Origin of the sequence: Streptomyces rimosus subsp. rimosus (assembly GCF_000720725.1) — a bacterium.
GTDB lineage: Bacteria > Actinomycetota > Actinomycetes > Streptomycetales > Streptomycetaceae > Streptomyces > Streptomyces rimosus_A.
In genome coordinates this window covers 68,326-93,867 of the sequence record NZ_JOCQ01000019.1, presented here as the reverse complement: position 1 = coordinate 93,867, position 25,542 = coordinate 68,326, and the positions used below count along the sequence as shown (strand labels likewise).

The 25,542-nt window shown below is 72.0% G+C and carries 22 protein-coding genes; 8 read left to right on the top strand and 14 right to left on the bottom strand.

From position 1 onward, the window contains the following. Positions 1-106: 106 nt before the first annotated feature. Positions 107-2,881: a phosphoenolpyruvate carboxylase gene (ppc, locus tag IH45_RS0112825; RefSeq protein ID WP_030666273.1), complete on the bottom strand. Its 2,775-nt coding sequence runs from the start codon at positions 2,879-2,881 to the stop codon at positions 107-109. A gap of 376 nt (positions 2,882-3,257) precedes the next feature. Here ppc and IH45_RS0112820 point away from each other — a divergent pair, with 376 nt between their 5' ends. Both IH45_RS0112820 and IH45_RS0112815 read left to right on the top strand, forming a co-directional pair. Beyond that, positions 3,258-4,256 carry an acyl-CoA desaturase gene (locus tag IH45_RS0112820; RefSeq protein ID WP_030666271.1) on the top strand — a complete coding sequence of 333 codons (999 nt, stop codon included), beginning with the start codon at positions 3,258-3,260 and terminating at the stop codon, positions 4,254-4,256. Between the two features lie 22 nt (positions 4,257-4,278). Continuing rightward, positions 4,279-4,965 carry a TetR/AcrR family transcriptional regulator gene (locus IH45_RS0112815; RefSeq protein WP_030666270.1) on the top strand — a complete coding sequence of 229 codons (687 nt, stop codon included), beginning with the start codon at positions 4,279-4,281 and terminating at the stop codon, positions 4,963-4,965. An 18-nt stretch (positions 4,966-4,983) separates the two neighbouring features. Here the strand turns inward: IH45_RS0112815 and IH45_RS0112810 are convergent, their stop codons facing one another. Next, positions 4,984-5,352 (bottom strand): VOC family protein, encoded by a 369-nt coding sequence (locus IH45_RS0112810; RefSeq protein ID WP_030666269.1) that lies wholly within the window; start codon positions 5,350-5,352, stop codon positions 4,984-4,986. A 17-nt stretch (positions 5,353-5,369) separates the two neighbouring features. Further along, on the bottom strand, positions 5,370-6,188 hold the full coding sequence (locus IH45_RS0112805) for a trans-aconitate 2-methyltransferase (RefSeq protein ID WP_030666267.1): 819 nt from the start codon (positions 6,186-6,188) through the stop codon (positions 5,370-5,372). 144 nt (positions 6,189-6,332) lie between these two features. Here IH45_RS0112805 and IH45_RS0112800 point away from each other — a divergent pair, with 144 nt between their 5' ends. From IH45_RS0112800 to IH45_RS0112790, 3 genes are all read left to right on the top strand, one after another. Then, on the top strand, positions 6,333-6,830 hold the full coding sequence (locus tag IH45_RS0112800) for a MarR family winged helix-turn-helix transcriptional regulator (protein ID WP_003984378.1): 498 nt from the start codon (positions 6,333-6,335) through the stop codon (positions 6,828-6,830). Between the two features lie 68 nt (positions 6,831-6,898). Further along, positions 6,899-7,822, top strand: a complete 924-nt coding sequence (locus tag IH45_RS01000000143575; RefSeq protein WP_030666266.1) for an SDR family NAD(P)-dependent oxidoreductase — start codon at positions 6,899-6,901, stop codon at positions 7,820-7,822. Positions 7,823-7,947: 125 nt separating this feature from the next. Beyond that, the gene (locus tag IH45_RS0112790; RefSeq protein WP_030666264.1) at positions 7,948-10,032 is read left to right on the top strand and encodes a beta-galactosidase; all 2,085 of its coding nucleotides are present in this window, start codon (positions 7,948-7,950) and stop codon (positions 10,030-10,032) included. Positions 10,033-10,072: 40 nt separating this feature from the next. On the opposite strand, the gene IH45_RS0112785 is transcribed toward IH45_RS0112790, so the two are convergent. The 4 genes from IH45_RS0112785 to galT form a co-directional block, all read right to left on the bottom strand. Then, the gene (locus IH45_RS0112785) at positions 10,073-10,852 is read right to left on the bottom strand and encodes a LuxR C-terminal-related transcriptional regulator (RefSeq protein WP_030666263.1); all 780 of its coding nucleotides are present in this window, start codon (positions 10,850-10,852) and stop codon (positions 10,073-10,075) included. Positions 10,853-11,179: 327 nt separating this feature from the next. Then, on the bottom strand, positions 11,180-12,412 hold the full coding sequence (galK, locus tag IH45_RS0112780; RefSeq protein ID WP_030666262.1) for a galactokinase: 1,233 nt from the start codon (positions 12,410-12,412) through the stop codon (positions 11,180-11,182). After that, the gene (galE, locus tag IH45_RS0112775; protein WP_030666260.1) at positions 12,409-13,380 is read right to left on the bottom strand and encodes a UDP-glucose 4-epimerase GalE; all 972 of its coding nucleotides are present in this window, start codon (positions 13,378-13,380) and stop codon (positions 12,409-12,411) included. The genes galK and galE overlap by 4 nt, the downstream gene beginning before the upstream one ends. After that, on the bottom strand, positions 13,377-14,423 hold the full coding sequence (gene galT / locus IH45_RS0112770; protein ID WP_030666258.1) for a galactose-1-phosphate uridylyltransferase: 1,047 nt from the start codon (positions 14,421-14,423) through the stop codon (positions 13,377-13,379). Before galT ends, galE begins: the two co-directional genes overlap by 4 nt. Before the next feature lie 235 nt (positions 14,424-14,658). Between galT and IH45_RS0112765 the strand changes: the two genes are divergently transcribed. Further along, a complete protein-coding gene (locus tag IH45_RS0112765) occupies positions 14,659-16,329 on the top strand; it encodes a sodium:solute symporter family protein (protein ID WP_030666256.1) in 1,671 nt (556 codons plus the stop codon). A gap of 28 nt (positions 16,330-16,357) precedes the next feature. Then, positions 16,358-16,654 (top strand): hypothetical protein, encoded by a 297-nt coding sequence (locus tag IH45_RS0112760; RefSeq protein ID WP_030666253.1) that lies wholly within the window; start codon positions 16,358-16,360, stop codon positions 16,652-16,654. Between the two features lie 9 nt (positions 16,655-16,663). Here IH45_RS0112760 and IH45_RS0112755 read toward each other — a convergent pair whose 3' ends face one another. Further along, positions 16,664-17,380 carry a response regulator transcription factor gene (locus tag IH45_RS0112755; protein ID WP_032917329.1) on the bottom strand — a complete coding sequence of 239 codons (717 nt, stop codon included), beginning with the start codon at positions 17,378-17,380 and terminating at the stop codon, positions 16,664-16,666. Positions 17,381-17,608: 228 nt separating this feature from the next. Continuing rightward, positions 17,609-19,408 (bottom strand): ABC-F family ATP-binding cassette domain-containing protein, encoded by a 1,800-nt coding sequence (locus tag IH45_RS0112750; protein ID WP_030666249.1) that lies wholly within the window; start codon positions 19,406-19,408, stop codon positions 17,609-17,611. Positions 19,409-19,488: 80 nt separating this feature from the next. On the opposite strand from IH45_RS0112750, the gene IH45_RS0112745 reads away from it, so the two are divergent. After that, entirely contained in the window at positions 19,489-20,187 is a 699-nt protein-coding gene (locus tag IH45_RS0112745) for an alpha/beta hydrolase (protein WP_030666247.1), read from the top strand. A gap of 184 nt (positions 20,188-20,371) precedes the next feature. On the opposite strand, the gene IH45_RS0112740 is transcribed toward IH45_RS0112745, so the two are convergent. The 5 genes from IH45_RS0112740 to IH45_RS0112720 form a co-directional block, all read right to left on the bottom strand. Continuing rightward, entirely contained in the window at positions 20,372-21,277 is a 906-nt protein-coding gene (locus IH45_RS0112740) for a 4-(cytidine 5'-diphospho)-2-C-methyl-D-erythritol kinase (protein ID WP_030666245.1), read from the bottom strand. Continuing rightward, positions 21,274-22,164, bottom strand: coding sequence for a 16S rRNA (adenine(1518)-N(6)/adenine(1519)-N(6))-dimethyltransferase RsmA (gene rsmA / locus IH45_RS0112735; RefSeq protein ID WP_030666241.1), 891 nt, complete (start codon positions 22,162-22,164; stop codon positions 21,274-21,276). The genes IH45_RS0112740 and rsmA overlap by 4 nt, the downstream gene beginning before the upstream one ends. A gap of 114 nt (positions 22,165-22,278) precedes the next feature. Then, positions 22,279-23,964: a resuscitation-promoting factor gene (locus tag IH45_RS0112730; RefSeq protein ID WP_030666225.1), complete on the bottom strand. Its 1,686-nt coding sequence runs from the start codon at positions 23,962-23,964 to the stop codon at positions 22,279-22,281. A gap of 125 nt (positions 23,965-24,089) precedes the next feature. After that, entirely contained in the window at positions 24,090-24,965 is an 876-nt protein-coding gene (locus tag IH45_RS0112725; RefSeq protein ID WP_030666223.1) for a TatD family hydrolase, read from the bottom strand. A gap of 71 nt (positions 24,966-25,036) precedes the next feature. Beyond that, positions 25,037-25,534, bottom strand: a complete 498-nt coding sequence (locus IH45_RS0112720; RefSeq protein ID WP_030666221.1) for a hypothetical protein — start codon at positions 25,532-25,534, stop codon at positions 25,037-25,039. Between the last annotated feature and the right edge of the window lie 8 nt (positions 25,535-25,542).

The window sequence follows — 25,542 nt, the reverse complement described above, 5'->3', positions numbered from 1 at the left end:
CGGGGCACGAGCCCCGGCCAACCATCCAAGTCCGTCCGGCGATTGAGGACAATCGTTTATCCGGCGCGCAGCGGCCGGCCCGGGTCACGCCGGGCCGGCCGCCGGGTCACCCCGTGTTGCGCAGCCCCGCCGCCACACCGTTGACGGTGAGCAGCAGCGCCCGTGCCAGCACCGGGTCGGATTCCTCGCCGCGTTCGACGGCGGTCCGCTGCCGGTGGAGCAGCGAGACCTGGAGGTAGGAGATCGGGTCCAGGTAGGCGTCGCGGATGTGGAAGGTCTGCTTGAGGACCGGGTTGGAGTCGAGGAGTTCGGTCTCGCCGGTGATGCGCAGGACTTCCTGGACGGTCAGTTCGTGCTCGGCCTTGATGGTGTCGAAGACGTGCTTGAGCTCGTCGGGTACGAGGGTGTCGACGTAGTGCCGGGCGATCCGCAGGTCGGTCTTGGCCAGCGTCATCTCGACGTTGGACAGGAAGTTGCGGAAGAAGTGCCAGTGCTCGTGCATCTCGTCGAGGACGACGTCGAGTCCGGCCTCGCGGGCGGCCTTCAGGCCGGTGCCGACGCCGTACCAGCCGGGGACGATCTGGCGGGACTGGGTCCAGCCGAAGACCCACGGGATGGCGCGCAGGCCGTCGAGGCCGGCGCCGGAGTCGGGGCGGCGGGAGGGCCGGGAGCCGAGGTGGAGGTCGGCGAGCTGGTCGACGGGGGTGGACGCGAAGAAGTACGCGGGCAGGTCGGGGTCCTCGACCAGCTTGCGGTAGGCGCCGTGGGCGGCGTCGGAGACGGTCTCCATGGCGGCGTCCCAGCGGGCCAGGGCCTCGTCGGACTGGCGGGGCGCGGTATGCAGCGCGGATGCCTGGAGGGTGGCGGCGACGGTCAGTTCCAGGTTCTCCCGGGCGAGGGAGGGGACCAGATACTTGTCGGAGATGACCTCGCCCTGTTCGGTGACCTTGATCTCGCCTTCGAGGGTGCCGTAGGGCTGGGCGAGGATCGCGTCGTGGGAGGGGCCGCCGCCGCGGCCGACGGTGCCGCCGCGGCCGTGGAAGAGGCGCAGGCGTACGCCGTGCCGGTGGGCGACGTCGCGCAGCAGGCGCTGGGCGCGGTGGATCTCCCACTGGCTGGTGGTGATGCCGCCGAACTTGGAGGAGTCGGAGTAGCCGAGCATGACCTCCTGGACGTCGCCGCGCAGGGCGACCAGGCGCCGGTAGGAGGGGTCGGCGAGCATTTCGTCCAGCAGCTGGTCGGCGATCTTCAGCTCGTCGGTGGTCTCCAGGAGCGGCACGATGCCGATCTTGGCCCAGCCGGCGTGCAGGTCGATGAGGCCGGCCTCGCGGGCCAGGACGGTGGCGGCGAAGACGTCGTCGGAGCCCTGGCACATGGAGATGATGTAGGACTCGACGACCTCGGGGCCGAAGGTGTCCTTGGCCTTGCGGATGGTTTCGAAGACGCCGAGGGTCTTGGCGCCGGCCTCGTCCAGGGGGGCGGGGCTGGGGGCGAGGGGGCGACGCGAGCGCAGTTCCTTGGCGAGGAGCTTGCGGCGGTAGTCGCGCGGCATGTCGGTGTAGCGCCAGGATTCCTCGCCGAGGCGGTCGAAGAGCTGGCCGAGGGCGTGGTGGTGGGCGTCGGCGTGTTCGCGGACGTCCATGGTGGCGAGCTGGAGGCCGAAGGCGGAGATGGTGCGCAGGGTGCGCTCCAGCCGGCCGTCGGCGACGAGGCCGCCGCGGTGTGCGCGCAGCGAGGTCTGGATGAGGGCGAGGTCGTCGATGAGTCCCGCGGTGCCGAGGTAGTCGCGGCCGGGGACGTGCGGGGTGTCGCCCGCCAGGCGTTCGCGGGTGTTGACGAGCTTCTGGCGGATGCAGGTGGCCTTGAGGCGGTAGGGCTCCTCGGCGTTCAGCCGCTTGTAGCGGGGGCTGATCTCGGGGAGCGCGTCGAGGTCCTGCTGGAGGGAGGCGAGGAGTTCTTCGGTGGCGCCGCAGTTGCGGATGGAGTTGGACAGGGCGCCGCGCAGCTCGTCGATGTGTTCGAGGGCGTCGGTGATGCCGTGTTCGTGCTGGAGGATCAGCACGTCCCAGGTGACCTGGGGGGTGACGTTGGGGTTGCCGTCGCGGTCGCCGCCGATCCAGGTTCCGAAGGTCAGCGGGCGGGTGCCGGGGGGCAGCTCGGTGCCGGCGCGTTCCAGTTCGGCGGCGAGGTCTTCGAGGACGTCGCCGACGGCGCCGCGGCCGAGTTCGTCCAGGTAGTAGATGGCGTTGCGGGCCTCGTCGGTGGGCTCGGGGCGGGCGACGCGCAGTTCGTCGGTCTGCCAGATGAGGTCGATGTTCTCGGCGAGGCGGAGGTCGGCGCGGCGGCGCTCGGTGGCGTCCGTACGGTCGAGGAGTTCGGCGACCTTGCGGAGCTTGGTGAGGACGGAGCGGCGGGCGGCCTCGGTGGGGTGGGCGGTGAAGACGGGGCGGACGCCGAGGTTGGCGGCGGTGGCGCGCAGGTGCTCGGGGTCGGCGTCCTTGAGCATGTCGGCGGTGCGGGCGAGGATGCCGCCTTCGGCGGCGCGCTTGGCGCGCAGTTCGCGGCCGCGGTGGACCTGCTCGGTGACGTTGGCGAGGTGGAAGTAGGTGGAGAAGGCGCGGACCAGCTTGGCGGCGGTGGCCAGGTCGGTCTCGCCGAGGAGCCGGGCGGCGGCCTCGCCGTCGGAGCGGGTCAGGGCGCGCACCTGTTCGACGAGGTCCAGCAGCTCCTGGCCTTCCTGGCGGACGAGGGTCTCGCCGAGGAGGTCGCCGAGGCGGCGGATGTCGGCGCGCAGGGGCCCGTTGTCGCGGGCGGCGTCGGCGGCGGCCGGGGTGGCGGTGCGCTCGTCGTTCGCGGCGGGGGTGATGTCGGCACTGCTCACAGGTGCGGCTCCTTGCAGTGATCTTCGTGATCTGAGCACGTCCGGGCTTGCAGGGGGTACTCCCCTACCGGTGGTGGGCGGGGAGGGTCGCGGACCGCGCTGTCCGACGTTCCCCAGGATAGGTCTCCGCGCGGTCGGCGGATCACCCTGTCCGTTCTGTGGGACCTACCTGCCACGGGCGGTGCTCACACCTGCGCGTTGACCGGATGTGACGGAACTTGCACCGCTCTCCCGGCTTGTTCTGCCGCAATTCGGTCACTCGTTACCGACCTGTCGGACCCTTGTCCGTGTCGGCGGCACTGCCATACTTACGAGACCGTAGGTTACGGTCCCGTAGCCGTAGCCGTGCCCCCGAGCCCCCGACGAGGGACACCACATGACCGCTAGCCCCGAAGTCATCGAAGAGACTCCCAAACCAGCCGAAACCGGAACGCCGCTGCCGTCGGCGACGCTCGGCGGCGACAGCAAACGCTCGGTCGAACAGATCACCCTGCTGCTGTTCATCACCGTGCCCTTCCTGGCGCTGGTGGCCGCGGTGCCGCTGGCCTGGGGCTGGGGGGTGAGCTGGCTCGACCTGGCGCTGCTGGCGGCGATGTACTTCATCGGCTGCCACGGCATCACGATCGGCTTCCACCGCTACTTCACCCACGGGGCCTTCAAGGCGAAGCGCCCGCTGCGCATCGCGCTCGCGATCATGGGGTCGATGGCGGTGGAGGGGCCGCTGGTGCGCTGGGTGGCGGACCACCGCAAGCACCACAAGTTCTCCGACGCGGAGGGCGACCCGCACTCGCCGTGGCGGTACGGCGAGACGGTCCCGGCGCTCATGAAGGGCCTGTGGTGGGCGCACGTCGGATGGATGTTCGACGAGGAGCAGACGCCGCAGCACAAGTACGCGCCCGACCTGATCAAGGACGACGCGATCCGCCGCGTCTCCCGCCAGTTCGTCCTGTGGACGGTGGTCTCGCTGCTGGCCCCGCCCCTGATCGGCGGCCTGGTCACGATGTCCTGGCAGGGCGCGCTCACCGCGTTCTTCTGGGGCTCCCTGGTGCGCGTGGCCCTGCTCCACCACGTCACCTGGTCGATCAACTCGATCTGTCACGCGGTCGGCAAGCGCCCTTTCAGGTCCCGCGACCGGTCCGGCAACGTCTGGTGGCTGGCGGTGCTCTCGTGCGGCGAGTCGTGGCACAACCTGCACCACGCCGATCCGACGTGCGCGCGGCACGGCGTCCTGCGGGGGCAGCTGGATTCCAGCGCCCGGCTGATCCGCTGGTTCGAGAAGGCGGGCTGGGCGTACGACGTGCGCTGGCCGAACGCCTCGCGGCTGGACGCCCGGCGCCTGGCGGGGGCCGCGAGCGGGGGTGCCGGGGAGCGGTAGCCGGGGAAGGCATGATGGACGGGTGGCGATCGACGGCAGCAGCGTGAACGACAAGCAGGGCAAGGCCCCCTCCGGCGCGGGCACCCGGCGCACCCGCAGGGTGCGGATGACGGGCGCCCAGCGCCGTGAGCAGCTGCTCGACATCGGCCGCACGCTCTTCGCGGAGCGCGGCTTCGAGGGCACCTCGGTCGAGGAGATCGCGGCCAAGGCCGGTGTCTCCAAGCCGGTCGTCTACGAGCACTTCGGCGGCAAGGAGGGGCTGTACGCGGTCGTGGTGGACCGCGAGATGCGCCAGCTGCTGGACATGGTCACCGGCGCGCTGACCGCCGGCCACCCCCGTGAGCTGCTCGAACAGGCCGCGTTCGCGCTCCTGGACTACATCGAGACGTATACGGACGGCTTCCGCATCCTGGTCCGCGACTCCCCCGTCGCCCAGTCCACCGGCACCTTCGCGTCGCTGATCAGCGATATCGCCACCCAGGTCGAGGACATTCTGGGCCTGGAGTTCAAGGCCCGCGGCTTCGACCCGAAACTGGCCCCCCTGTATGCGCAGGCCCTGGTCGGCATGGTCGCGCTGACCGGTCAGTGGTGGCTGGACGTCCGTAAGCCGAAGAAGGCCGAGGTGGCCGCCCACCTGGTCAACCTGGCCTGGCACGGGCTGGACGGCCTGGAGCCGAAGCCGCGTCTGATAGGCCACCGCCGGTCCTGAACCGGACCGGTCACCCGGTCACCCGCCGCTTCGCCGCTCCAGGAATTCCAGGCGGTTGCCGATGGGGTCGTACGCGTAGAAGCGGTCGTGGTCCGGCAGGCCGTCGTCCCAGGTGACCTGGATGCCGTGGGCGGCCAGGCGGCGGGCGTAGGCGCCGAGGCCCGAGACGCGCAGGGCCGGGTGGGCCTTGCGGGCGGGGTGGAAGTCGGGATCGATGCCCAGGTGGAGCTGAGCCTCACCGGCCTCGAACCAGCATCCGCCCCGGCCGGCCAGCGAAGGCGGCTTCGGGGCCTCCCGCAGCCCGAGCACGCCCCCGTAGAACCCTCGCAGAGCGGGCTCGCTGCCCGGCGGGGCCGCAAGCTGGACATGGTCGAGGCCGGTGATCACAGTCTCACCTCACAGGGTCATCGTTCCTTGTGGGCCACCACGAAGATGCGGCGGAACGGGAAGACCGTGCCGTGCGGGCCGGGTGGGTAGGACTTGCGGAGCAGGTCGCGGTACTGGGACAGGAATTCGTCGCGGGCGGCCGGGTCGTCCTCCAGGGCGGTCAGCACGGGGCGCAGGGCGGTGCCCTTGACCCAGTCCAGGACCGGGTCCTCGCCCTGGAGGAGCTGGACGTAGGTCGTCTCCCAGGCGTCGACCGCGCAGCCGAGCGCGGTGAGGCGTTCCAGGTAGCCGGTGGGGTCGAGGATGTGCACGAAGCGGCGGCCGTGGCCGGCGAGGCGGTCGCGCCACTGCGGTTCGTCGCACAGGTCGCCGAGCAGCGCGTGGCTGGGCGAGGTGAAGTTCCCGGGGACCTGGAAGGCGAGGGTGCCGCCGGGGGTGAGGCCGTCGATCCAGGCCGGCAGGGATTCGGGGTGGTTGGGGACCCATTGCAGCGCCGCGTTGGAGACGATCAGGTCGAAGGGTTCCGCGGGGCGCCAGTGGGTGGCGTCGGCGGGCCCGAAGTCGAGGTGGCCGCCGCCGGGGGTGGGGCCCGCGTAGGCCTCGGCCTCCTTGAGCATGTCCGCGGAGCTGTCCAGGCCGGTGATGTGCGCGTCGGGCCAGCGGTCGGCGAGCTGGACGGTGACGTTGCCGGGGCCGCAGCCGAGGTCGGCGATGCGGGCGGGGCGGTTCCGGTTGGGCAGCTCGGGTATGCGGGCGAGCAGATCGTGGAACGGGCGCGTGCGGTGTCCGGCGTGGCGCAGGTACTGCTGTGGATCCCAGGTTGGTGCGACGTGCATGTTCGAACCCCTTCAGCGGATGCAGGGCTGGTGCAGGCCACGCGAGCGCGGCGTGAGCCCATCGCCGACGATGCCCAATAGTCCACCGAAATATATCTTGACGTCAAGAGACTTCACATCGACAGACCAACTACACTGATCTCCATGGAGGACGAGGTCGACCGACTGGTCGCAGCATGGCGCCGGGAGCGCCCGGACCTCGACGTGGAACCGCTTGAGGTCCTCAGCCGCATCAGCAGGCTGGCCAGACACCTCGACCGCGCCCGCCGCCTCGCCTTCTCCGAGGTCGGCCTGGAGCCCTGGGAGTTCGACGTGCTCACCGCGCTGCGCCGCGCGGGGGCGCCGTACCAGCTCTCCCCCGGGGCGCTGCTGACGCAGACCCTGGTCACCTCCGGCACGATGACCAACCGTATCGACCGGCTCGCGAAGAAGGGCCTGGTCGAGCGGCTGCCCGACCCCAGCGACCGGCGCGGGGTGCTGGTGCGGCTGACGCCGGAGGGGCGCGAGGCGGCGGACGAGTCGCTGGCCGGGCTGCTCACCCAGGAGCGCGCGATCCTGGCCGAGCTGTCCCACCAGCAGCGTGGCGAACTGGCCCGTCTGCTGCGCCAGTTGACGGCCCCCTTCGACAACACACCCGGCTGAGAGCCTGGGGCCGCCCGGCCCGCCACGGCCCCTTGCCGCGCACTCGCCCGGTGGGCTTGGATCGCTCCATGAGCCAGCACGGCCCGCGGGGCCAGCAAGGGCACGAGGGACGGCAGGGACACGAGGGGCGGCACGGGCGCGAGGGCCGGCCGGGACACCGCGAACAGCAGGAGCCGTACGGGCGGCAGACTCCGTACGGGCGGCACGGGCACCGGCGTCCCTCCGGGGCGCCGGACGGCGCGCGCTTTCCCGGGCGCACGGTCCTGGTGACCGGCGCCGCCGCCGGGATCGGCGCCGCGACCGCCGACCGGCTGGCCGCCGAGGGCGCGCAGGTACTGATCCTGGACATCGACGACGAGCTGGGCGAGCGCACCGCCCGCCGCATCCGCGCCGCGGGCGGCCGGGCCTCGTACGAGCACTGCGACGTGGCGCGCGAGGAGCACTGGCAGCGCGCCGTACGGGCCGCGCGGCAGCGGTACGGCCCGGTGGACGCCCTGGTCGGCAACGCCGCCCTGCAAGGGCTGCACGCGCCCGCCGACCTGGCTGCCCCGACGGACTGGGAGCGGCAGCTGGCGATCAACCTGACGGGCGCTTTCCTGGGCGTCCGGGCCGTCCTTCCCGACCTGCGGGAGCGCGGTGGTGCGATCGCGCTCATCTCGTCGGTGCAGGCCCGCTTCGGGCTGCCGGGCCGTCCCGCGTACGCCGCGTCCAAGGCGGGGCTGACCGGGCTGGCGCGCCAGCTGGCGGTCGAGTACGGACCGGAGGTACGGGTGAACTGCGTACTGCCCGGCCCCGTGTTGACCGCCGCGTGGGACGCCATCGGCGAGGCGGACCGGCGGGCCACCGCGGCGGAGACCGCGGCCGGGCGGCTCGGGCGTCCGGAGGAGGTGGCGGCGGCCGTCGCGTTCCTGCTCTCCGACGACGCGTCGTTCGTGACGGGGACGGAGCTGGTGGTGGACGGCGGCTGGAGCGTCCGCAAGAACTCGTCCTGAGGCCGCGCGGCCGGATGTGCGCCCCGCGGTGCCCGCGGGCGGGAATCATGGCGTACGGGCGGCGCCGCCCCGCGTACGCGCCGCCCGCAGCTCGTGCCGGTACACGTCGCGACCCGGGAGACCCGATGGGCATCCACTTCGGTGCGGACTACAACCCCGAGCAGTGGCCCGAGGAGGTGTGGGAGGCGGATCTGGGCCTGATGAAGCAGGCGCACGTCACGATGGTGACCGCCGGGATCTTCTCGTGGGCGCGGGCCGAGCCCCGGCCCGGCGCGTACGACTTCGACTGGTTCGACCGGGTCATGGACGGCCTCGGCGGCGCGGGCATCCGTGTGTGCCTGGCCACCATGACCGCCTCCCCGCCGCCCTGGCTCACCCACGCACACCCGGAGATCCTGCCGCAGGGCCCGGACGGGCAGCGCCGCTGGCCCGGCGGGCGGCAGCACTACTGCCCCTCCAGCCCCGTCTACCGCGAACACGCCGTCCGCCTCGTCAAGCGGCTCGCCGCCCGCTACGCCGAGCATCCCGCGCTGGCCCTGTGGCACATCGGCAACGAGTACGGCTGCCACACCCGCCAGTGCTACTGCGACGTGTCGGCTGCGGACTTCCGGGACTGGCTGCGCGCGCGGTACGGGAGCGTGGACCGCCTCAACGACGCCTGGTCGACGGCCTTCTGGTCGCAGGCGTACACGGACTTCGAGGAGGTGCTGCCGCCGCGTACCGCCCCCACCTTCCCCAACCCGGCGCAGCAGCTGGACTACCTGCGCTTCAGCGACGACGCGCTGCGCCGCTGCTACCTGGCGGAGAAGAAGGTGCTGACGCGCCTGAGCCCCGCGGTGCCGGTGACCACGAACCTGATGCCGTTCCACAAGCCGGTGGACGCCTTCGCGTGGTCGCGGGACATGGACGCGATGGCGCTGGATTTCTACCAGGACCCCTTCGACCCCGGGACGCATCTGACGGCCGCGTACACCTTCGACCTGATGCGGTCGGCGCGCGGCGGGCGGCCCTGGCTGCTGCTGGAGCAGGCGCCCGGCGCGGTCAACTGGCGGGCCCGCAACGGCACCAAGCCGCCGGGCGCGATGCGCCTGTGGAGCTGGCAGGCCGTCGCGCAGGGCGCGGACGCCGTCCTGTACTTCCAGTGGCGGCAGTCGCGCGGCGGCGCGGAGAAGTTCCACTCCGCGGTGGTGCCGCACGCCGGTACGGACACCCGGATCTTCCGGGAGGTCTCCGAGCTGGGGCGGGAGCTGGCGTCCGTACCGGAGATCGCGGGGACGCGGGTGGTGCGGCCGACGGCGGCGCTGGTGACGGACTGGGACAGCTGGCGGGCCCTGGAGCTGGACTCGCACCCGTCGACGGCGCTGCGCCTGCCGGAGCTGGCGCTGGGGCACTACCGGCCGCTGTTCGAGGCGGGTGTCACGTGCGACGTGGTGCCGCCGGACCGCGCCCTGTCCGGCTACCGGCTGGTCGTCGTGCCGAACCTGTACCTGCTGACCGAGCCGGTCGCGGCGCGGCTGGCGGCGTACGTACGGGGCGGCGGGCACCTGCTGGTGTCGTTCTTCTCGGGCGTGGTGGACGCCTGCGACCGGGTGCACCCCGGTGGCTGTCCGGGGCCGCTGCGGTCGCTGCTGGGCCTGCGGGTGGAGGAGTTCTGGCCGCTGGACGAGGGGGCGACGGTGGGCGTACGGGGTGCCGCGGGCGTACGGAAGCCGGGCGGGCCGGGGCGTGCGGGAGGGGCGCCGGGTGCCTGGGAGCTGCCCTCCGGTACGGCGGACCTGTGGTCGGAGGCGATTCTCCTCGAAGGTGCCGAGCCCGTCGCGCGGTTCGCGGACGGCGACCTGGCGGGCGCCCCGGCCGTCACCCGGCACGGCTACGGCACGGGCACGGTGACCTACGTCGGCACCCGCCTCGAACCGGCCCTGATGCGGGCCCTGATGGACCACGTACGGGCGGCGGCGGGCGTGCGGCCGGTGCTGGCCGGGCTGCCCGAGGGCGTACAGGCCACCGTGCGGGAGGGCGCCGGCGGGCGCTTCCTCTTCCTCCTCAACCACGGTGCGAGGGCGGCCGACATCACGCTGCCCTGCCCGATGGCCGACGCGCTCGCCGGGGCGCGCGGGGAGCGGTCGGAGCACACCTACCGGATCGCGCTGCCGGCCCGTGGTGTGGCCGTGCTGAAGGACCCGCGCGGGGCGGGGTCCGCGGGCGGCTGACCGGTGCCGGGCGCGGCGCGGGCGGTCCCCGCGCCGCGCCTCAGGTGAGCGCGGAGGCCGCGGCGGTGGCCGGTTCCAGCTCCACCGGCCCGACCCCGGCCCGCCGCGCCAGCGCCACGGCGGCCAGCGTCGAGTGCACGCCGAGCTTGCCGAGCACGTTCTGCATGTGCGTACGGACCGTGTGCGGGGACAGGAACAGCCGCTCGGCGACCGCCTTGCGGCCCAGCCCCGCCACCATGCAGCGCAGCACCTCGCGCTCGCGCGGCGTCAGCGACTCCACCAGGCGCTCGCTCTCCGTGCGGTGCTTGCGCGCCGCCGTCAGCTCCCGCAGGACGCCGGTCAGCAGTGCGGGCGGCAGATGCGTCTCGTCGCGCAGCACGCCGCGGATGACGGCGAGCAGGCGGGAGAGCGAGCAGTCCTTGGCGACCCAGCCGCCGGCGCCCGCCTGGAGCGCGAAGGCGGCCCGGCGCGGGTCGTCCTTCTCGGCGAGCACGACGGTACGGACGTACGGATAGGCCGTACGGACGCCCGCGACCAGCGAGATGCCGTCCAGCGGGCCGCCGTCCGCGCTGCCGTCGCGGCCCGGCGTGGGCTGCGACGGTACGGATGCCAGCGGTGCCGTGACGGTGCCGAGGTCGGCGTCGATGAGCATCACGTCGAAGCGCCGGCCGTCGGCGGCCGCCCGCTCCAGGCTGCGCAGGGCAGCCGGTCCACTGCCGGCCGCCGCCACGTCCACGTCCTGTTCGGCCGCGAGCGCGGCCGCCAGGGACTCGGCGAAGATGCGGTGGTCGTCGACCACCAGAACCCGGATGCGTTGCACTGAGACCCCCTGTCTCGGGGAACGGACCAAGTGGGCACGACGCCCGGGACCGAGGCCGACGCAGCCGCACGGCCGCCGCCGTGCCGCATGACCACCCCACCCCGGGCGTCGTACCCGACTGTCTCGCCCCCTGATCAGCACCGGCCCCCACCGGTGCTGGCACTCAGATTACGGACGGGGTGCGGCAACGGAAGGCTATTGGCAAAACTGCCCGGCCCAAGTGTTCAGGGTGGGGCCCAGCGGCCGTCGAGGGGCGGAAGTCGACAAGGTTCGTCTCAATTCGATCGGCCGTGGGCGGGCCGGTGACCCCGGTCCCGCCCCCGTGCCTCACACCAGCCGCCGCGCCCCCGCGCTCGGTACGGCCGGGAAGATCCGCGGCGCGGTGTGCCCGGCCGCCGCGAACGCCTCCGTGATCCGTACGGCGACGGTGTCCGCGTCCGCCTCCTCGACGAGCACGACGGCCGAGCCGCCGAACCCGCCGCCGGTCATCCGGGCCCCGAGCGCGCCCGCCGCCCCGGCCGCCTCGACGGCGAGGTCCAGTTCGGCGCAGGAGACCCGGAAGTCGTCGCGCAGCGAGGCGTGTCCGGCGGTCAGCAGCGGGCCGATGGCGCGGGCCTCGCCGGCGTCCAGGCGGGCGATGACCTCTTCGACGCGCCGGTTCTCGGTCACCACGTGCCGGACCACCGCCGCCGTACCGGGGCCGCCGCCGACCGGCCCGGCCCCCTGTCCATCGTCCGCCGCGGCCAACTTGTCCAATGCCTCGGGCAGATGCGCGTACGGCACATCGCGCAGCGCGCGTACGCCGAGCGCCCGCGCACCGCGCTCGCACATGGCGCGGCGCTGTGCGTACGCGCCGTCCCCCAGCTCGTGTGTGACGCGGGTGTCCACGACCAGAAGCCGCAGCCCCTCCCCCGCCAAATCGAACGGGACCTGCCGCTGGGCGAGGTCGCGGGTGTCCAGGAACAGGGCGTGGCCGTCCGTGCAACAGGCCGCCGCGGTCTGGTCCATGATGCCGCAGGGCACACCCACGAAGGCGTTCTCGGCGCGCTGGGCGAGCTGCGCCAGGCGCTGCCGGGTAAGGCCGAGGCCGTACAGGTCGTCGAGGGCGAGCGCGGTGACGACCTCCAGGGCGGCCGACGAGGACAGGCCCGCGCCGACCGGGACGGTGCTCTCGTAGTGCAGATCCGCGCCGCCGACGGGCAGCCCGGCCTCCCGCAGGGCCCAGGCGACACCCGCCGGATAAGCCGCCCAGCCGCCGTCCGCGGCCGGGCGCAGGGTGTCCAGGCGCAGTTCGACGGTCTGGCCGCCGCCGCTGCCGTCGCCGGAGTGCACCCGCAGCACGCCGTCGGCGCGGGGCGCGACGGCGGCGAGGGTGGTGTGCGGCAGGGCGAGCGGCATCACGAAGCCGTCGTTGTAGTCGGTGTGTTCGCCGATGAGGTTGACGCGGCCGGGCGCCGCCCACACCCCGGCGGGGGCGGTGCCGTAGACCTCGCGGAAGCGGTCGGCGGTGTGGCGGGCGCGTTGTTCCTGATCGGCCGTCGGCCGGCTGGTGTCCGTCATGGGGTGCCGGCCTCCCTGCTGCGGGCGAACTCCCAGGCGTCCGCGACGATGTCGGCCAGATCCGTACGGCTGGGACGCCAGCCGAGCCGGTCGATCGCGGTCTGCGCGGAGGCGACCAGGACGGCGGGGTCGCCGCCGCGGCGGCCCGCGGTGATCTCGGGTACGGGGTGGCCGGTGACCTTGCGGACGGTCTCGATGACCTCGCGCACGGAGAAGCCGTTGCCGTTGCCGAGGTTGCAGATGAGGTGTTCGCCCGGTTTCGCGGCGGTGAGCGCGAGCAGGTGGGCCTCCGCCAGGTCGGCGACATGGATGTAGTCGCGTACGCAGGTGCCGTCGGGCGTCGGGTAGTCGTCGCCGTAGACGGAGATGGCGTCCCGCTTGCCCAGGGCGACCTGGAGGACGAGGGGGATCAGGTGCGACTCCGGGTCGTGGCGCTCGCCGCAGTCGCCGTACGCGCCCGCGACGTTGAAGTAGCGCAGCGAGACGGCGGCCAGGCCGTGCGCGGCGCACTCGCCCGCGATCATGTGGTCGACGGCGAGCTTGGAGGCGCCGTACGGGCTGGTGGGCGCGGTGGGCGCGGACTCGGTGATCGGGGTGCGCTCGGGCTCGCCGTAGGTGGCGGCGGTGGAGGAGAAGACCAGGGTGCGCACGCCGGCGCCGCGCATCGCGGCGAGCAGGTCCATGGTGCCGCCGACGTTGTTGCGCCAGTACTTCTCGGGGTCCGTGACCGACTCGCCGACCTGCGAGAAGGCGGCGAAGTGCAGCACCGCGTCGTAGGAGCCGTCCAGGTGGCGGGCGGCGTCCTGGACGCGGCCCTCGATGAAGTCGGTGCCGGCCGGGACGCCCGCGCGGTGCCCGGTGGACAGGTCGTCGAGGACCGTGACGGAGTGCCCCGCCTCGACCAGGTGGGCGGCGACGACGCTGCCCACGTATCCCGCACCGCCGGTGACCAGGTACTTGTTGCTCACTCGCTCGCTACCTCTCGCAGTCGTTCGGCCGCAGCCTCCGGCGGCACGTCGTTGATGAACACGTTCATGCCGGATTCGGAACCCGCGAGGAACTTCAGCTTGCCGGAAGTCCGGCGGACGGTGAAAAGCTCCAGATGGAGCGCGAACTCGCCGCGGTCGGCGGCGTGCAGCGGCGCCTGGTGCCAGGCGGAGATGTACGGGGTCGGTGGCTCGTCGGGGCCGAAGATCCGGTCGAACCGCCGCAAGACTTCCAGATAGACCTGTGGGAACTCTGTGCGCGCCGCCTCGCCGAGCGCGAGCAGGTCGGGGACCCGGTGCTTGGGGTAGAGGTGGACCTCGTACGGCCAGTGGGCGGCGTACGGGACGAAGGCGGTCCAGTGCTCGGCGTCCAGCACGATGCGGCGGCCGTCGGCGCGTTCGTCGGCGAGCACGTCGTCGAAGAGGTTGCGGCCGCCGGTCTGTTCGCGATGGGCGGCCAGTGAGGCCAGCATCCGCTCGGTGCGCGGGGTGACGAAGGGATAGGCGTAGATCTGGCCGTGCGGGTGGCCGAGGGTCACGCCGATCTCCGCGCCGCGGTTCTCGAAGCAGAAGACCTGCCGGACGGCGGGGTGCTGGGAGAGTTCGGCGGTGCGGTCGGTCCAGGCCTCCAGGACGAGCGCGGCCTGTTCCTCGGTGAGGTCGGCGAAGGAGGCGTCGTGGTCCGGGGTGAAGCAGACGACCTCGCAGCGGCCGGTGTCGCCGGCCAGGGAGGGGAAGCGGTTCTCGAAGACGGCGACGTCGTAGTCGGCGGCGGGGATCTCGGTGGCGCGGCCGTCGCGGGAGGGGCACAGCGGGCAGGCGTCGGCCGGCGGGTGGTAGGTGCGGCCCTGGCGGTGCGAGGCGACGGCGACGGCGTCGCCGAGGAGGCGGTCGTGGCGGATCCCGGAGGCGGTGGAGACCGGGTCGAGCGGCCGGTGGTCGGCGTCGTCGCGCACCACGTCGTCGCGCAGGTCGTAGTAGATGAGCTCCCGGCCGTCGGCGAGCCGGGTCATCGTCTTCTTCACTGGAGCGCTCCTCGCCACACCCACCAAACACAAACACACACAATGAAGCACAACTAAACAAGCCCGTCAACGCCCGACCGTGGCCCGCCGCGGCCGGATCCGCACCCGGAGATTCCCTCACAAAACACCCGGCCCCATCACGATGGGGCCACGAGACCGAACAAAAGTCTTCAGTTTCTGAACGACCGCGCGTAGGTTCCTGTGCGTTCATCACGCACAGAGAAGTGAGTGCCCCATGATCACCTTGGCCGCAGGGCTACGGCTGCCCACCAACGGGCTCGATTACGCGATTCTGGCCATCTACTTCGTCGTCGTCCTCGGCATCGGCTTCGCCGCCCGGCGCAGCGTGAAGACCAGCCTGGACTTCTTCCTGTCCGGGCGGTCGCTGCCCGCCTGGGTCACCGGCCTCGCCTTCGTCGCCGCCAACCTCGGCGCGACCGAGATCCTCGGCATGGCCGCCACCGGCGCACAGTACGGCGTCGCCGTCGTGCACTGGTACTGGATCGGCGCCATCCCGGCCATGGTGTTCCTCGGCCTGGTGATGATGCCCTTCTACTACGGCTCGCGGGTCCGCTCCGTACCGGAGTTCCTGCTCCAGCGCTTCGACAAGTCGGCGCACCTGCTCAGCTCGGTGCTGTTCGCCTTCGCCGCCATCCTGATCGCGGGCGTCAACCTCTACGCGCTGTCGATCGTCGTCGAGGCGCTGCTGGGCTGGCCGCAGTGGGTGGCCATCGTCGTCGCCGGGCTGTTCGTCCTCGCGTACATCACCGTCGGCGGCCTGTCCTCGGCGATCTACAACGAGGTGCTGCAGTTCTTCGTGATCCTGGCCGCGCTCATCCCGATCTGCGTCATCGGCCTCAAGCGGGTCGGCGGCTGGGACGGGCTGTCCGGGACGCTGGAGAAGAAGTACGGGCACAGCTTCCTGACCGCCTGGGACGGCACCGGCATCGGCGAGCCCAACGCGCTGGGCGCCAACTGGCTGACGATCATCCTGGGCCTGGGCTTCGTGCTCTCCTTCGGCTACTGGACCACCAACTTCGCCGAGGTGCAGCGCGCGCTGTCCGCGAAGAACCTCTCCGCCGCGCAGCGCACCCCGCTGATCGCCGCGTACCCGAAGATGTTCATCGCCTTCCTGGTGATGATCCCCGGCCTGGTCGCCGCGGTCGTCGTGCCCCGTATCGGCCAGGAGGGCTCGGACCTGACCTACAACGACGCCATTCCGCTGCTGATGCGCGACCTGCTGCCGAACGGCGTCCTGGGCATCGCGGTCACCGGCCTGCTGGCCGCCTTCATGGCGGGCATGGCCGCCAACGTCTCGTCGTTCAACACGGTCTTCACCTCCGACATCTGGGCGAAGTACGTCAGGCCCGGCCGCGAGGACCGCTACTACCTGCGGTTCGGCCGCCTGGTCACCGCCGTCGGCGTGCTGTGCAGCATCGGCACGGCCTTCCTGGCCGCCACCTTCAACAACATCATGGGCTACCTCCAGACGCTGTTCTCGTTCTTCAACGTGCCGATGTTCGTGGTCTTCATCATCGGCATGTTCTGGAAGCGGGCCTCCATGAAGTCCGGTGTCTGGGGCCTGGTCGCGGGCACCACCGCGGCGATGGTCAACTACTTCTGGATCTACAAGCAGGGCATCATCGCCATCCCCACCGACCAGGGCGCCAACTTCGTCTCCGCGATCGTCGCCTTCGTCGTCGGCGCCGTGGTGATGGTCGCCGTCACCCTGTTCACGAAGCCCAGGCCCGCGGCGGAACTCGCCGGCCTGGTCTACGGCACCCGGTCCCCCGGACTGGAGGAGCCGCCCGCCAAGGGCGACGACGCGTGGTACCGCAAGCCGGCCCTGCTCGGCTGGGGCGCGATCATCCTCGCCGCGCTCTGCTACGTCCCGTACTCCTTCTGACCGCACCCCTGCCGAAGGAACCAGCACCATGAGTGACTACCAGCACGAGGTCGACCTCGAACGCCGGTCCGCCACGGCCGCCCGGCTCTTCGACATCCGCCTCATCATCGGCGGCCTGTTCACGCTCTACGGCGTCATCGTGATGATCGCCGGGTTCACCGCCTCGGACGCGGACCTGAAGAAGGCCGAGGACATCAACATCAACCTGTGGACGGGCGTGGGCATGCTGCTGCTCGGCCTGTTCTTCCTGGCCTGGATCAAGCTCCGCCCGATCGTCCCGCCGACCGCCGAGGAACTGGCGGCCCTCCAGGAGGACACCGACTGAAGACCCGCGTCACGGCGGCGGGACGGCCTCGGCCCCCGCCGCCTCGCGCGCGCTCGCGCCCCGCGTGGCCGCGCGGTCCAGCAGCCCCGTACGGGCCGCCAGCGCCGCGGCCTCCAGCCGCGACCCCACACCCAGCTTCATCAGAACCCGCTGCACATGCGTACGAGCAGTACTCGGCGCGATCCCCATCCCCGCCGCGATCAGCCGGGTGTCCTCGCCCTCCGCGACCCGCACCAGCACTTCGACCTCGCGCGGAGTGAGCATCTGCAACAGCCGGGCGCCCTCGTCATCGGGCTGCGCCGCCGGGTGCAGCAGCTCCTCGAAGGCTTGCTGGAGCAACTGCGGCGCGATCGCCGCCTCGCCCGCCCGCGCCTTCATCATGGCGCGTTCCACGCCCTCGATCCGCTCGTCGTGCCGTACGTACCCCGAAGCGCCGGCGGCGAAGGCGGCCGCGATACCGCGCGGGTTGGGCACCGGGCCCAGCACCACCACCGCGACCTGCGGCCGCTCCTTCTTGATCCGTACGACCGGGTCGAAGGCGCCCGGTTCGGCCGGCGTGGCGGTGCCCAGCAGGCACACTTCGGGCGCCCGGCTCACCACCAGATCCGCCGCCCCGGCGCTCGGGGCGGCCGCCGCGAGCACGCGGTGCCCGCGCAGTTTCAAGGCCGAGGCGAGTGCCTCGGCGAGCAGTCGGTGATCGTCGACCACCATCAGCCGCACGCCCATTGCACAACCCCCCAATTCCCCGGCGAGCCCAGCCCCCCGGCCCTCGCCGGGCCCCTTGTCCCCGGAAGCTACACGCTTGTTCGACGTTGCGCGCCCCCTAAGGGGAAGAAGCCTGCCGCAACGCTGAAATCCCGGCCAATCAGGTTCAGTTACGCACACCTTCTTGGCCGTTTGTGACAAGAGAGGCGCCGGAGCCGGTCTTACCGGGCTGGCGGAACAGGCCGTACGCTACGCGTCCTCGGCCAGTTCCAGCCACCGCATCTCCAGTTCCTCCCGCTCCCCCACCAGCTCCCGCAACTGTGCGTCCAGCCCGGCCACCTTCTCGAAGTCCGTGGCATGCTCGGCGATCTGCGCGTGCAGCTTCGACTCCTTCTCGCCCATCCGGTCGAGCTGCCGCTCGATCTTCTGCAGCTCCTTCTGCGCGGCACGCGTCACGGCCGCCGGCTTCTGCTTCGGCGCGGCCTCCACCGGAGCCGCCGGCGCAGCAGCCTCGATCACCTTCTGCCGCCGCTCCAGATACTCGTCCAGCCCACGCGGCAGCATCCGCAGCGTCGCGTCACCCAGCAGCGCGAACACCCGGTCCGTGGTCCGCTCCACGAAATACCGGTCGTGGCTGATAACGACCAGCGACCCCGCCCATCCGTCGAGCAGGTCCTCCAACTGCGTCAGCGTCTCGATATCGAGATCATTCGTCGGCTCGTCCAGGAACAGCACATTCGGCTCGTCCATCAACAGCCGCAGAATCTGCAGCCGCCGCCGCTCACCACCCGACAAATCGCCGACCGGCGTCCACTGCTTCTCCTTGGTGAACCCGAATTTCTCGCACAGCTGCCCCGCGGTCATCTCCCGGCCCTTACCGAGATCCACCCGCTCCCGCACCCGCTGCACGGCCTCCAGCACCCGCAGTGCCGGATCCAGCTCCGCGACCTCCTGCGACAGATAAGCCAGCTTCACGGTCTTGCCGACAACAATCCGCCCGGCCGCGGGCTGTGCCTCCCCACCCGTACGCGCGGCATCGGCCAGCGCCCGCAGCAAGGACGTCTTGCCCGCCCCGTTCACACCCACCAGACCGATCCGGTCCCCCGGCCCGAGCTGCCACGTCAGATGCTTCAACAGCATCTTCGGCCCGGCCTGAACCGTCACGTCCTCCAACTCGAAAACGGTCTTGCCGAGCCGCGAGTTGGCGAACTTCATCAGCTCCGCGGTGTCCCGGGGCGGCGGCACATCCGCGATCAGCTCATTGGCGGCCTCGATACGGAACCGCGGCTTGCTCGTCCGCGCCGGAGCCCCCCGACGCAGCCAGGCCAGCTCCTTACGCATCAGATTCTGCCGCTTGGCTTCCTCGGTGGCCGCAATCCGCTCCCGCTCGGCACGGGCGAAAACGTAATCGCTGTACCCACCCTCGTATTCATGGACATCACCACGCTGCACGTCCCACATCCGCGTGCACACCTGGTCCAGGAACCACCGGTCGTGCGTGACACACACCAGCGCCGACCGCCGGCCCCGCAGATGCCCGGCAAGCCACGAGATCCCCTCGACATCCAAATGGTTCGTCGGCTCGTCCAGAACAATCAGATCCTGCTCGGCGATCAGCAGCTTCGCCAGCGCGATCCGCCGCCGCTCACCACCCGACAGCGGCCCGATCACGGTGTCCAGCCCCTGCCCGAGCCCCGGCAGATCCAGCCCGCCGAAGAGCCCCGTCAGCACATCCCGGATCTTGGCATTGCCCCGCCACTCATGATCGGCGAGATCACCGATCACCTCGTGCCGCACCGTGGCGGCCGGATCCAGCGAATCGTGCTGCGTCAGCACCCCCAGCCGCAGCCCGCTGTTGTGCGTGACCCGCCCGTCGTCAGCACCCTCCAGCTTCGCGAGAATCCGGATCAAGGTCGTCTTGCCGTCGCCGTTACGCCCCACGACGCCGATCCGGTCCCCTTCATTGACACCCAGGGAGACACCGTCGAGCAGTGCACGCGTCCCGTACACCTTGCCCACGGCTTCCAGATTGACGAGGTTGACGGCCATATCGCTCCTGAACTTCGGATCGGTCGGCTTCCCAGCCTAGTCGGCGCTCAGGGACACCCCCGTACGGATACCGTGCGCCCATGGACATACGGACCTACGGCCCCAGCGGCAAACACCTGGACATCCACCACCCCGCCGGGCCGCCCACCGCCACCGTCCTCCTGTGGCACGGCACCGGCCCCGACGAACGCGACGTCCTGCGCCCACTGGCCCGTACGGCCGCGGACCACGGCCTGACCGTCCTCGTACCCGACTGGCGCTCGGACGCGGCCGACAACGGCCGCACCCACCTCCTGGAATCCCTGGCCTACGCCCGCACCTACGCCCAGGAGGAAGCAAACGGCACCCTCCTCCTGGCCGGCTGGTCCGCCGGCGCAGGCGCAGCCCTGGCCATAGCCCTCCACCCCGACCTCACCGCAGGCCACGCCCCAACCGCCGTACTGGCCCTCTCCGGCCGCTACGACGTCCCGGCCCGCACCACCGGCACCCCACCCCTGACGGACCTGGAAAAGGGCCGCACCCCGAACGCCCCCATCCACCTGCTGCACGGCACACACGACACAGTGATCCCCGCCGACCACTCCCGCACCATGGCAGAGGTACTGCGCAAGGAGGGTCACACAACCACGTACACGGAGTGCCCGACGGACCACGCAGGCACGATCATGACTGAGTACGACCCGGCGACGAACCGCTGCCGCCCGACGGACGACGAGGCGGCGCAAGCCGCCGGAAAGGCGGCGGTACAGCTGCTGGTGGCCAGCGTCGCGGGGTTGTAAGACCCCAGCTACGACGGCGGGACAGCCGCAAACGGAGCGGGCTCGGGGACATACAGGGGTCTCCCCGCAGGCGACCGAGGCCCCGGTCGCGAATAGACACAAGGTCGCGTCCCCGGCAACGAGGAGTGACCCCTGTGTGGCCCCGAGCCCCCACCCACCGGACCCTAGGCGCAGGACGCGCGCCCTAGACCACAGTCGCCCCAGAAACCGGCCCAGCCGCCACCCGAGCAGCACGACACGTCCCGGACGCCATCAACGCGGCAGCCACCACGGCGGCGGAGTCCGCGTCCTTGGCCAGAAACGCCGTCGTGGGCCCGGACCCGGAAACCAGCGCCGCCAGCGCCCCGGCCGCAACACCCGCGTCCAGCGTGGCAGCCAAAGACGGCCGCAACGACAGCGCGGCAGCTTGAAGGTCATTGGACAGCGCACCGGCCAGCGCCACCGCGTCCCCCGCGCGCAGCGCGGCCCTCAACGCCTCCGAAGCCACCGGCTCCGGCACGTCCACCCCGGCGTTCAGCCGATCGAATTCCCGGTAAACCGCTGGCGTAGCCAGCCCCCCGTCGGCCACCGCGAACACCCAGTGGAACGAACCGCCCACCTCCAGCGGCGTCAGCAGCTCTCCCCGTCCAAGCCCCAGCGCTGCCCCACCCACCAGCGAGAACGGCACGTCACTACCCAGCTCGGCACAGATCGCCAACAACTCGTCACGCGAAGCCCCGGTCCCCCACAGCGCATCGCACGCCACCAGGGCCCCCGCCGCATCCGCACTGCCCCCCGCCATACCGCCCGCGACAGGAATGTCCTTGGCGATGTGCAGGTGTACACGTGGCTCAAGCCCGTACCGAGCCGCCAACAGCTCCGCCGCCCGCGCCGCGAGATTCGTACGGTCGAGCGGCACCCGATCGACATCCGGCCCGGTCGCGCTGACCCGCAGCGCCTCCGCAGGCACCGCCGTGACCTCGTCATACAGCCCCACGGCCAGAAACACGTTGGCCAGGTCATGAAACCCGTCCGCCCGCGCACCGCCCACCGCAAGCTGAACATTGACCTTCGCCGGCACGCGAACCGTAACGGCAGACCGCCCCGTCACGCGGCACCCCCCTCGCGAACCGGCTTCTGCTCGGCGATACGCGCGAACTCCTCCACCGTCAGCGCCTCTCCCCGCGCCTGCGGCGAAACCCCCGCGGCCACCAGCGCCGCCTCGGCCGCGGCAGCCGACCCGGCCCACCCGGCCAGCGCCGCCCGGAGCGTCTTACGACGCTGCGCGAACGCCGCGTCCACGACGGCGAAGACGTCATCGCGACTGGCGGTGGTCTCTACCGGCTTCTCGCGGCGGACCAGCGAGACCAGCCCGGAGTCCACGTTCGGCGCGGGCCAGAACACGTTGCGCCCGATCGCCCCGGCCCGCTTCACGTCCGCGTACCAGTTGGCCTTGACCGACGGCACGCCGTACACCTTGTTGCCGGGCCGGGCCGCGAGCCGGTCGGCGACCTCGGACTGCACCATGACCAGGGTGCGGTCGATGGTCGGGAACGTCGCGAGCATGTGCAGCAGCACCGGCACCGCGACGTTGTACGGAAGGTTGGCGACCAGCGCGGTGGGCGCGGGCCCGGGCAGCTCCCGTACGAGCATCGCGTCGCTGTGCACGAGCGCGAAGCGGTCCGCGCGGCCGGGCAGCCGCGCCTCGACCGTGGACGGCAGCGCGGCGGCCAGCACGTCGTCGATCTCGACGGCGGTGACCCGGTCGGCGGCCACCAGCAGCGCCAGGGTCAGCGAGCCGAGTCCGGGACCGACCTCGACGACGACGTCGTCCGGCCGGACCTCGGCGGTGCGCACGATGCGCCGGACGGTGTTGGCGTCGATGACGAAGTTCTGGCCGCGCTGCTTGGTGGGGCGTACGCCCAGCGCGGCGGCCAGTTCGCGGATGTCGGCGGCGCCCAGGAGGGGGCCGGGCTCATCGGTGGTGCTGTTGCTCACCCGTGCAGCTTACGGCGCCCGGCCCCCGAACCGGCCACACACCGACCCACCGGCCCCACTCACCCGCACCCTCACTCACCACACCCCGCACCTCAGCCCCCTCACCCCTCCCCCTCACCCATGCAGCCTCCGCCCGCACACCGGCCACGGACTGGCCCCCCGGCTGATGTAGAGCTTCTTCGCCCGGTACGTCTGTTCCCCGGCGGGCGCGTCCTGCGGCCGCCCGCTGCCGCCCAGCCCCTGCCAGGTACCGGTGTCGAACTGGTAGAGCCCGCCGTACGTGCCGGACGCGTCGACCGCGTCCGGCCGCCCGCCCGCCTCGCACTCGGCGAGCGCGCCCCAGTTCAGATCGTCGGCGCCGGCCACCCGCGTCGGCACCGGCTTGGTGCCCACGTGCACGATCCGGTCGCGCGGCTCGCGGACCACCTCGGAGCCGACCTTCTTCGGTTTCTGCTGGACGCCGTTGACCGTGCGCACCTCGTACGTCAGGCGCCGCACGCCGGGCTGCCCCTGCCGTACCACCGTCTCGGTGCCCTTGAAGATCGCCGGGTCGGCCCTCTTGACCGTCTCGAACGGGATGGTCTCCTCGCGGACCCTCTCGGCCCCGGTGATGCGCAGGACGGAGACGGTCTGCCCGTCGCGCGGGAAGGAGTCGGGCGCCACGGAGGTGGTGTCCTCGCCGCGCAGCGCGATGCCCGCCTGGTCGAGGGCCTCGTGGACGGTGGCGGCGTTGGTGCGCACGGTGTGCTCGCGGCCGTCGGCGACGAAGGTGACGCTGCGCTCGGTGCGTACGTCCAGGTCGAGGCCGTTGCGGCCGATGGGCCGGGTGGGGTCGGCGGACAGGTGGGCGCCCTCGGCGCGGATGCCGAACTGGCGCAGCGCGCCGCCGACGGTCTCGGCGGTCGTCCAGACGTCGCGGCGCTGCCCGTCCAGGGTGAGCCGGACCGGCCGCCCGTAGCGGATGACGACCTCGTCGCCGCTGGTCAGCTCGGCGTCGGCGGCGGGCTGGACGGAGTCGTGCTCGCCGACCTGCACCTCTTCGTCGGCGAGCAGGTCGCCGACGTCGGAGGCGAAGGTGTGCAGGGTGCGCGGTTCGCCGTCCACGTCGATGCGGACGGCCTTGTCGTGGGCGATGAACGCCGAGGTGCCGCCGGCGAGGAAGGCCACGACCAGGGCCTGGGGCAGCAGCCGGCGGCGGGTTTCGGTGCCGTCGGTGCCACGGCGGTCGGCCATGCCGCGGCGGTGGGCGGTGCCGCGCGAGGCCCGGCGGGCGGCGGCGCGGCCGCCCTGGGGGGCGGTGGAGATTCCGGCGAGGTCGTCGCGCAGCGGCACGAGCGGCCCCTGATGCGGCACCCGCCCCGACGGCGCGGCCGACGCGTCCGGAGCCCCGGCCTCCGCCGTCGCGCCCCCGCCCCCGCCCCCGGAGTCCACGGGCCTGTCCGGCGCCTCCGGAGGCTGCACGGAGTCGTACCGCTGCGCTGCGTCGTAGCGCTCGTACGGGCCCGCACCGTAGGCACCCGCCCCGTAGGCACCGGCACCGTGCGCGTCATACCCGCCGTACGACCCGCCCTGCCCATACCCCCCACCCCCGTACGAGCCATAAGAGCCATACGATCCATACGCGCCATACGTCTCATAAGCCCCGTACGCGCCATACGCGTCGTACGCATCGCACTCCCCGTACGGCGCGTACCGGCCGTACGGATCGGTCGCCTCGACGGCGCCGCCCCGCGGCTCGGCGTCCGGTCCGTATCCGGCGTGCGCGACGCGGTGGCTTTGACTGCCCTGCGAATGAGTCACGACGCTCCACATGCCACGAGTCGGGTTGTGGGGCCGGAATGTAGCGGAGCGCCGGTGACTCTCCAAAGCGAACCCGCTACACAGTGTCGCCGCGCTATTCTGCCGCGCCGCCCGCGGGGTGCCGCTCAGTAGCCGAAGGCGCGCGCGGTGTTGGCGGCCACGGCGGTGGCCAGCGCTTCCTCCGTCATCCCCGTGACTTCGGCCATGGCCCGCAGCGTGACCGGAATGAGATACGGCGCGTTAGGCCGTCCGCGGTACGGCGCGGGCGTCAGGAAGGGGGCGTCGGTCTCGACCAGCACCAGCTCGGGCGGGGCGACGGCCAGCGCGTCGCGCAGCGGCTGGGCGTTCTTGAAGGTGACGTTGCCCGCGAAGGACATGTAGTAGCCGGCCTCGGCGCAGACCTTGGCCATCTCGGCGTCGCCCGAGTAGCAGTGGAAGACCACGCGCTCCGGGGCGCCCTCCTCACGCAGGATGCGCAGCACGTCGTCGTGGGCCTCGCGGTCGTGGATGACCAGGGCCTTGCCGTGCCGCTTGGCGATCTCGATGTGGGCGCGGAAGGAGCGCTGCTGCGCGGCCATGCCGTCGGGGCCGGTACGGAAGTGGTCCAGGCCGGTCTCGCCGACGCCGCGGACGTGCGGCAGCGCCGCCAGCGCGTCGATCTCGGCGAGCGCCGCGTCTAGAGCGGCGTCCCCGCCCGCTTCCCGGGCACCCTGCCGCGACCAGCCGTCAGGATCTCCCAGAACGATCCGCGGCGCCTCGTTCGGATGCAGCGCAACCGTCGCATGCACCGCCTCATACGCGGCAGCGGTCTCCGCCGCCCAGCGCGAGCCGTTCACATCACAGCCCACCTGGACGACGGTGGTCACCCCGACGGAGGCGGCCTTCGCCAGCGCCTCCTCGACCGTTCCGTTCTGCATGTCGAGATGCGTGTGCGAGTCCGCCACCGCCACCCGAAGCGGTTCGGGCAACGGCGGCGGCGTGTCCTTGGTCGTACTGCTCATGGCCGCGATCCTACGAGGGACCGCTGACAGCCACCCACGGGCCGGTTCCGGCCCGGGACCGCGGCCCAGGCTCACCTGCGGTGATGCTGGAACGGATGCAGCAGATCGGAGAGGTGCCAGTGGTGGCGCTCCCGATGCCCGTCCTTCGCGGTCGCACCGGCCGCAGCGACCGCCCCGGCGTCGTCGCCGTGCTCCCCCTGCTGCGGCACGGATCCCGCACCCGCGCCCGCGTTGCCTTCGGCGGCGCCCGCCGACGGCTGGTCGTACAGGCTCGCCATCACCTTGGAGACCATCGAGACCTGTCCGGCCCGCATGATGCGCACGACGTGGCCGCCGCAGTTCAGGCAGGTGGGCCGGGTCAGGGGCGACGGTACGCGCTCGCCGTCCGCGTAGTACACACAGTGCGCGCGCCCGTCCGCGTCGACGTGGTGCGTTATCTCGTACGACTGCTCCCAGCCGTGCCCACAGCTCATGCACGCGAAGGCGTAGGCCTCGTGCGCCGGGGGGTCGGTCCGGGGGGTGGGGTGGGCGCCGGTCGTGATGCCCGGCGTACGCGCGATGTCACTCATAGCCGCTC

What these genes read in the sequence shown, in the direction of transcription:
- IH45_RS0112820 (WP_030666271.1), top strand. Translation starts at nt 3,258, where the DNA reads ATGACCGCTAGCCCCGAAGTCATCGAAGAGACTCCCAAACCAGCCGAA.
- IH45_RS0112805 (WP_030666267.1), bottom strand. Translation starts at nt 6,188, where the DNA reads ATGCACGTCGCACCAACCTGGGATCCACAGCAGTACCTGCGCCACGCC.
- IH45_RS0112800 (WP_003984378.1), top strand. Translation starts at nt 6,333, where the DNA reads ATGGAGGACGAGGTCGACCGACTGGTCGCAGCATGGCGCCGGGAGCGC.
- IH45_RS01000000143575 (WP_030666266.1), top strand. Translation starts at nt 6,899, where the DNA reads ATGAGCCAGCACGGCCCGCGGGGCCAGCAAGGGCACGAGGGACGGCAG.
- IH45_RS0112790 (WP_030666264.1), top strand. Translation starts at nt 7,948, where the DNA reads ATGGGCATCCACTTCGGTGCGGACTACAACCCCGAGCAGTGGCCCGAG.
- galK (WP_030666262.1), bottom strand. Translation starts at nt 12,412, where the DNA reads ATGACGGACACCAGCCGGCCGACGGCCGATCAGGAACAACGCGCCCGC.
- IH45_RS0112765 (WP_030666256.1), top strand. Translation starts at nt 14,659, where the DNA reads ATGATCACCTTGGCCGCAGGGCTACGGCTGCCCACCAACGGGCTCGAT.
- IH45_RS0112760 (WP_030666253.1), top strand. Translation starts at nt 16,358, where the DNA reads ATGAGTGACTACCAGCACGAGGTCGACCTCGAACGCCGGTCCGCCACG.
- IH45_RS0112755 (WP_032917329.1), bottom strand. Translation starts at nt 17,380, where the DNA reads ATGGGCGTGCGGCTGATGGTGGTCGACGATCACCGACTGCTCGCCGAG.
- IH45_RS0112750 (WP_030666249.1), bottom strand. Translation starts at nt 19,408, where the DNA reads ATGGCCGTCAACCTCGTCAATCTGGAAGCCGTGGGCAAGGTGTACGGG.
- IH45_RS0112745 (WP_030666247.1), top strand. Translation starts at nt 19,489, where the DNA reads ATGGACATACGGACCTACGGCCCCAGCGGCAAACACCTGGACATCCAC.
- IH45_RS0112725 (WP_030666223.1), bottom strand. Translation starts at nt 24,965, where the DNA reads ATGAGCAGTACGACCAAGGACACGCCGCCGCCGTTGCCCGAACCGCTT.
- IH45_RS0112720 (WP_030666221.1), bottom strand. Translation starts at nt 25,534, where the DNA reads ATGAGTGACATCGCGCGTACGCCGGGCATCACGACCGGCGCCCACCCC.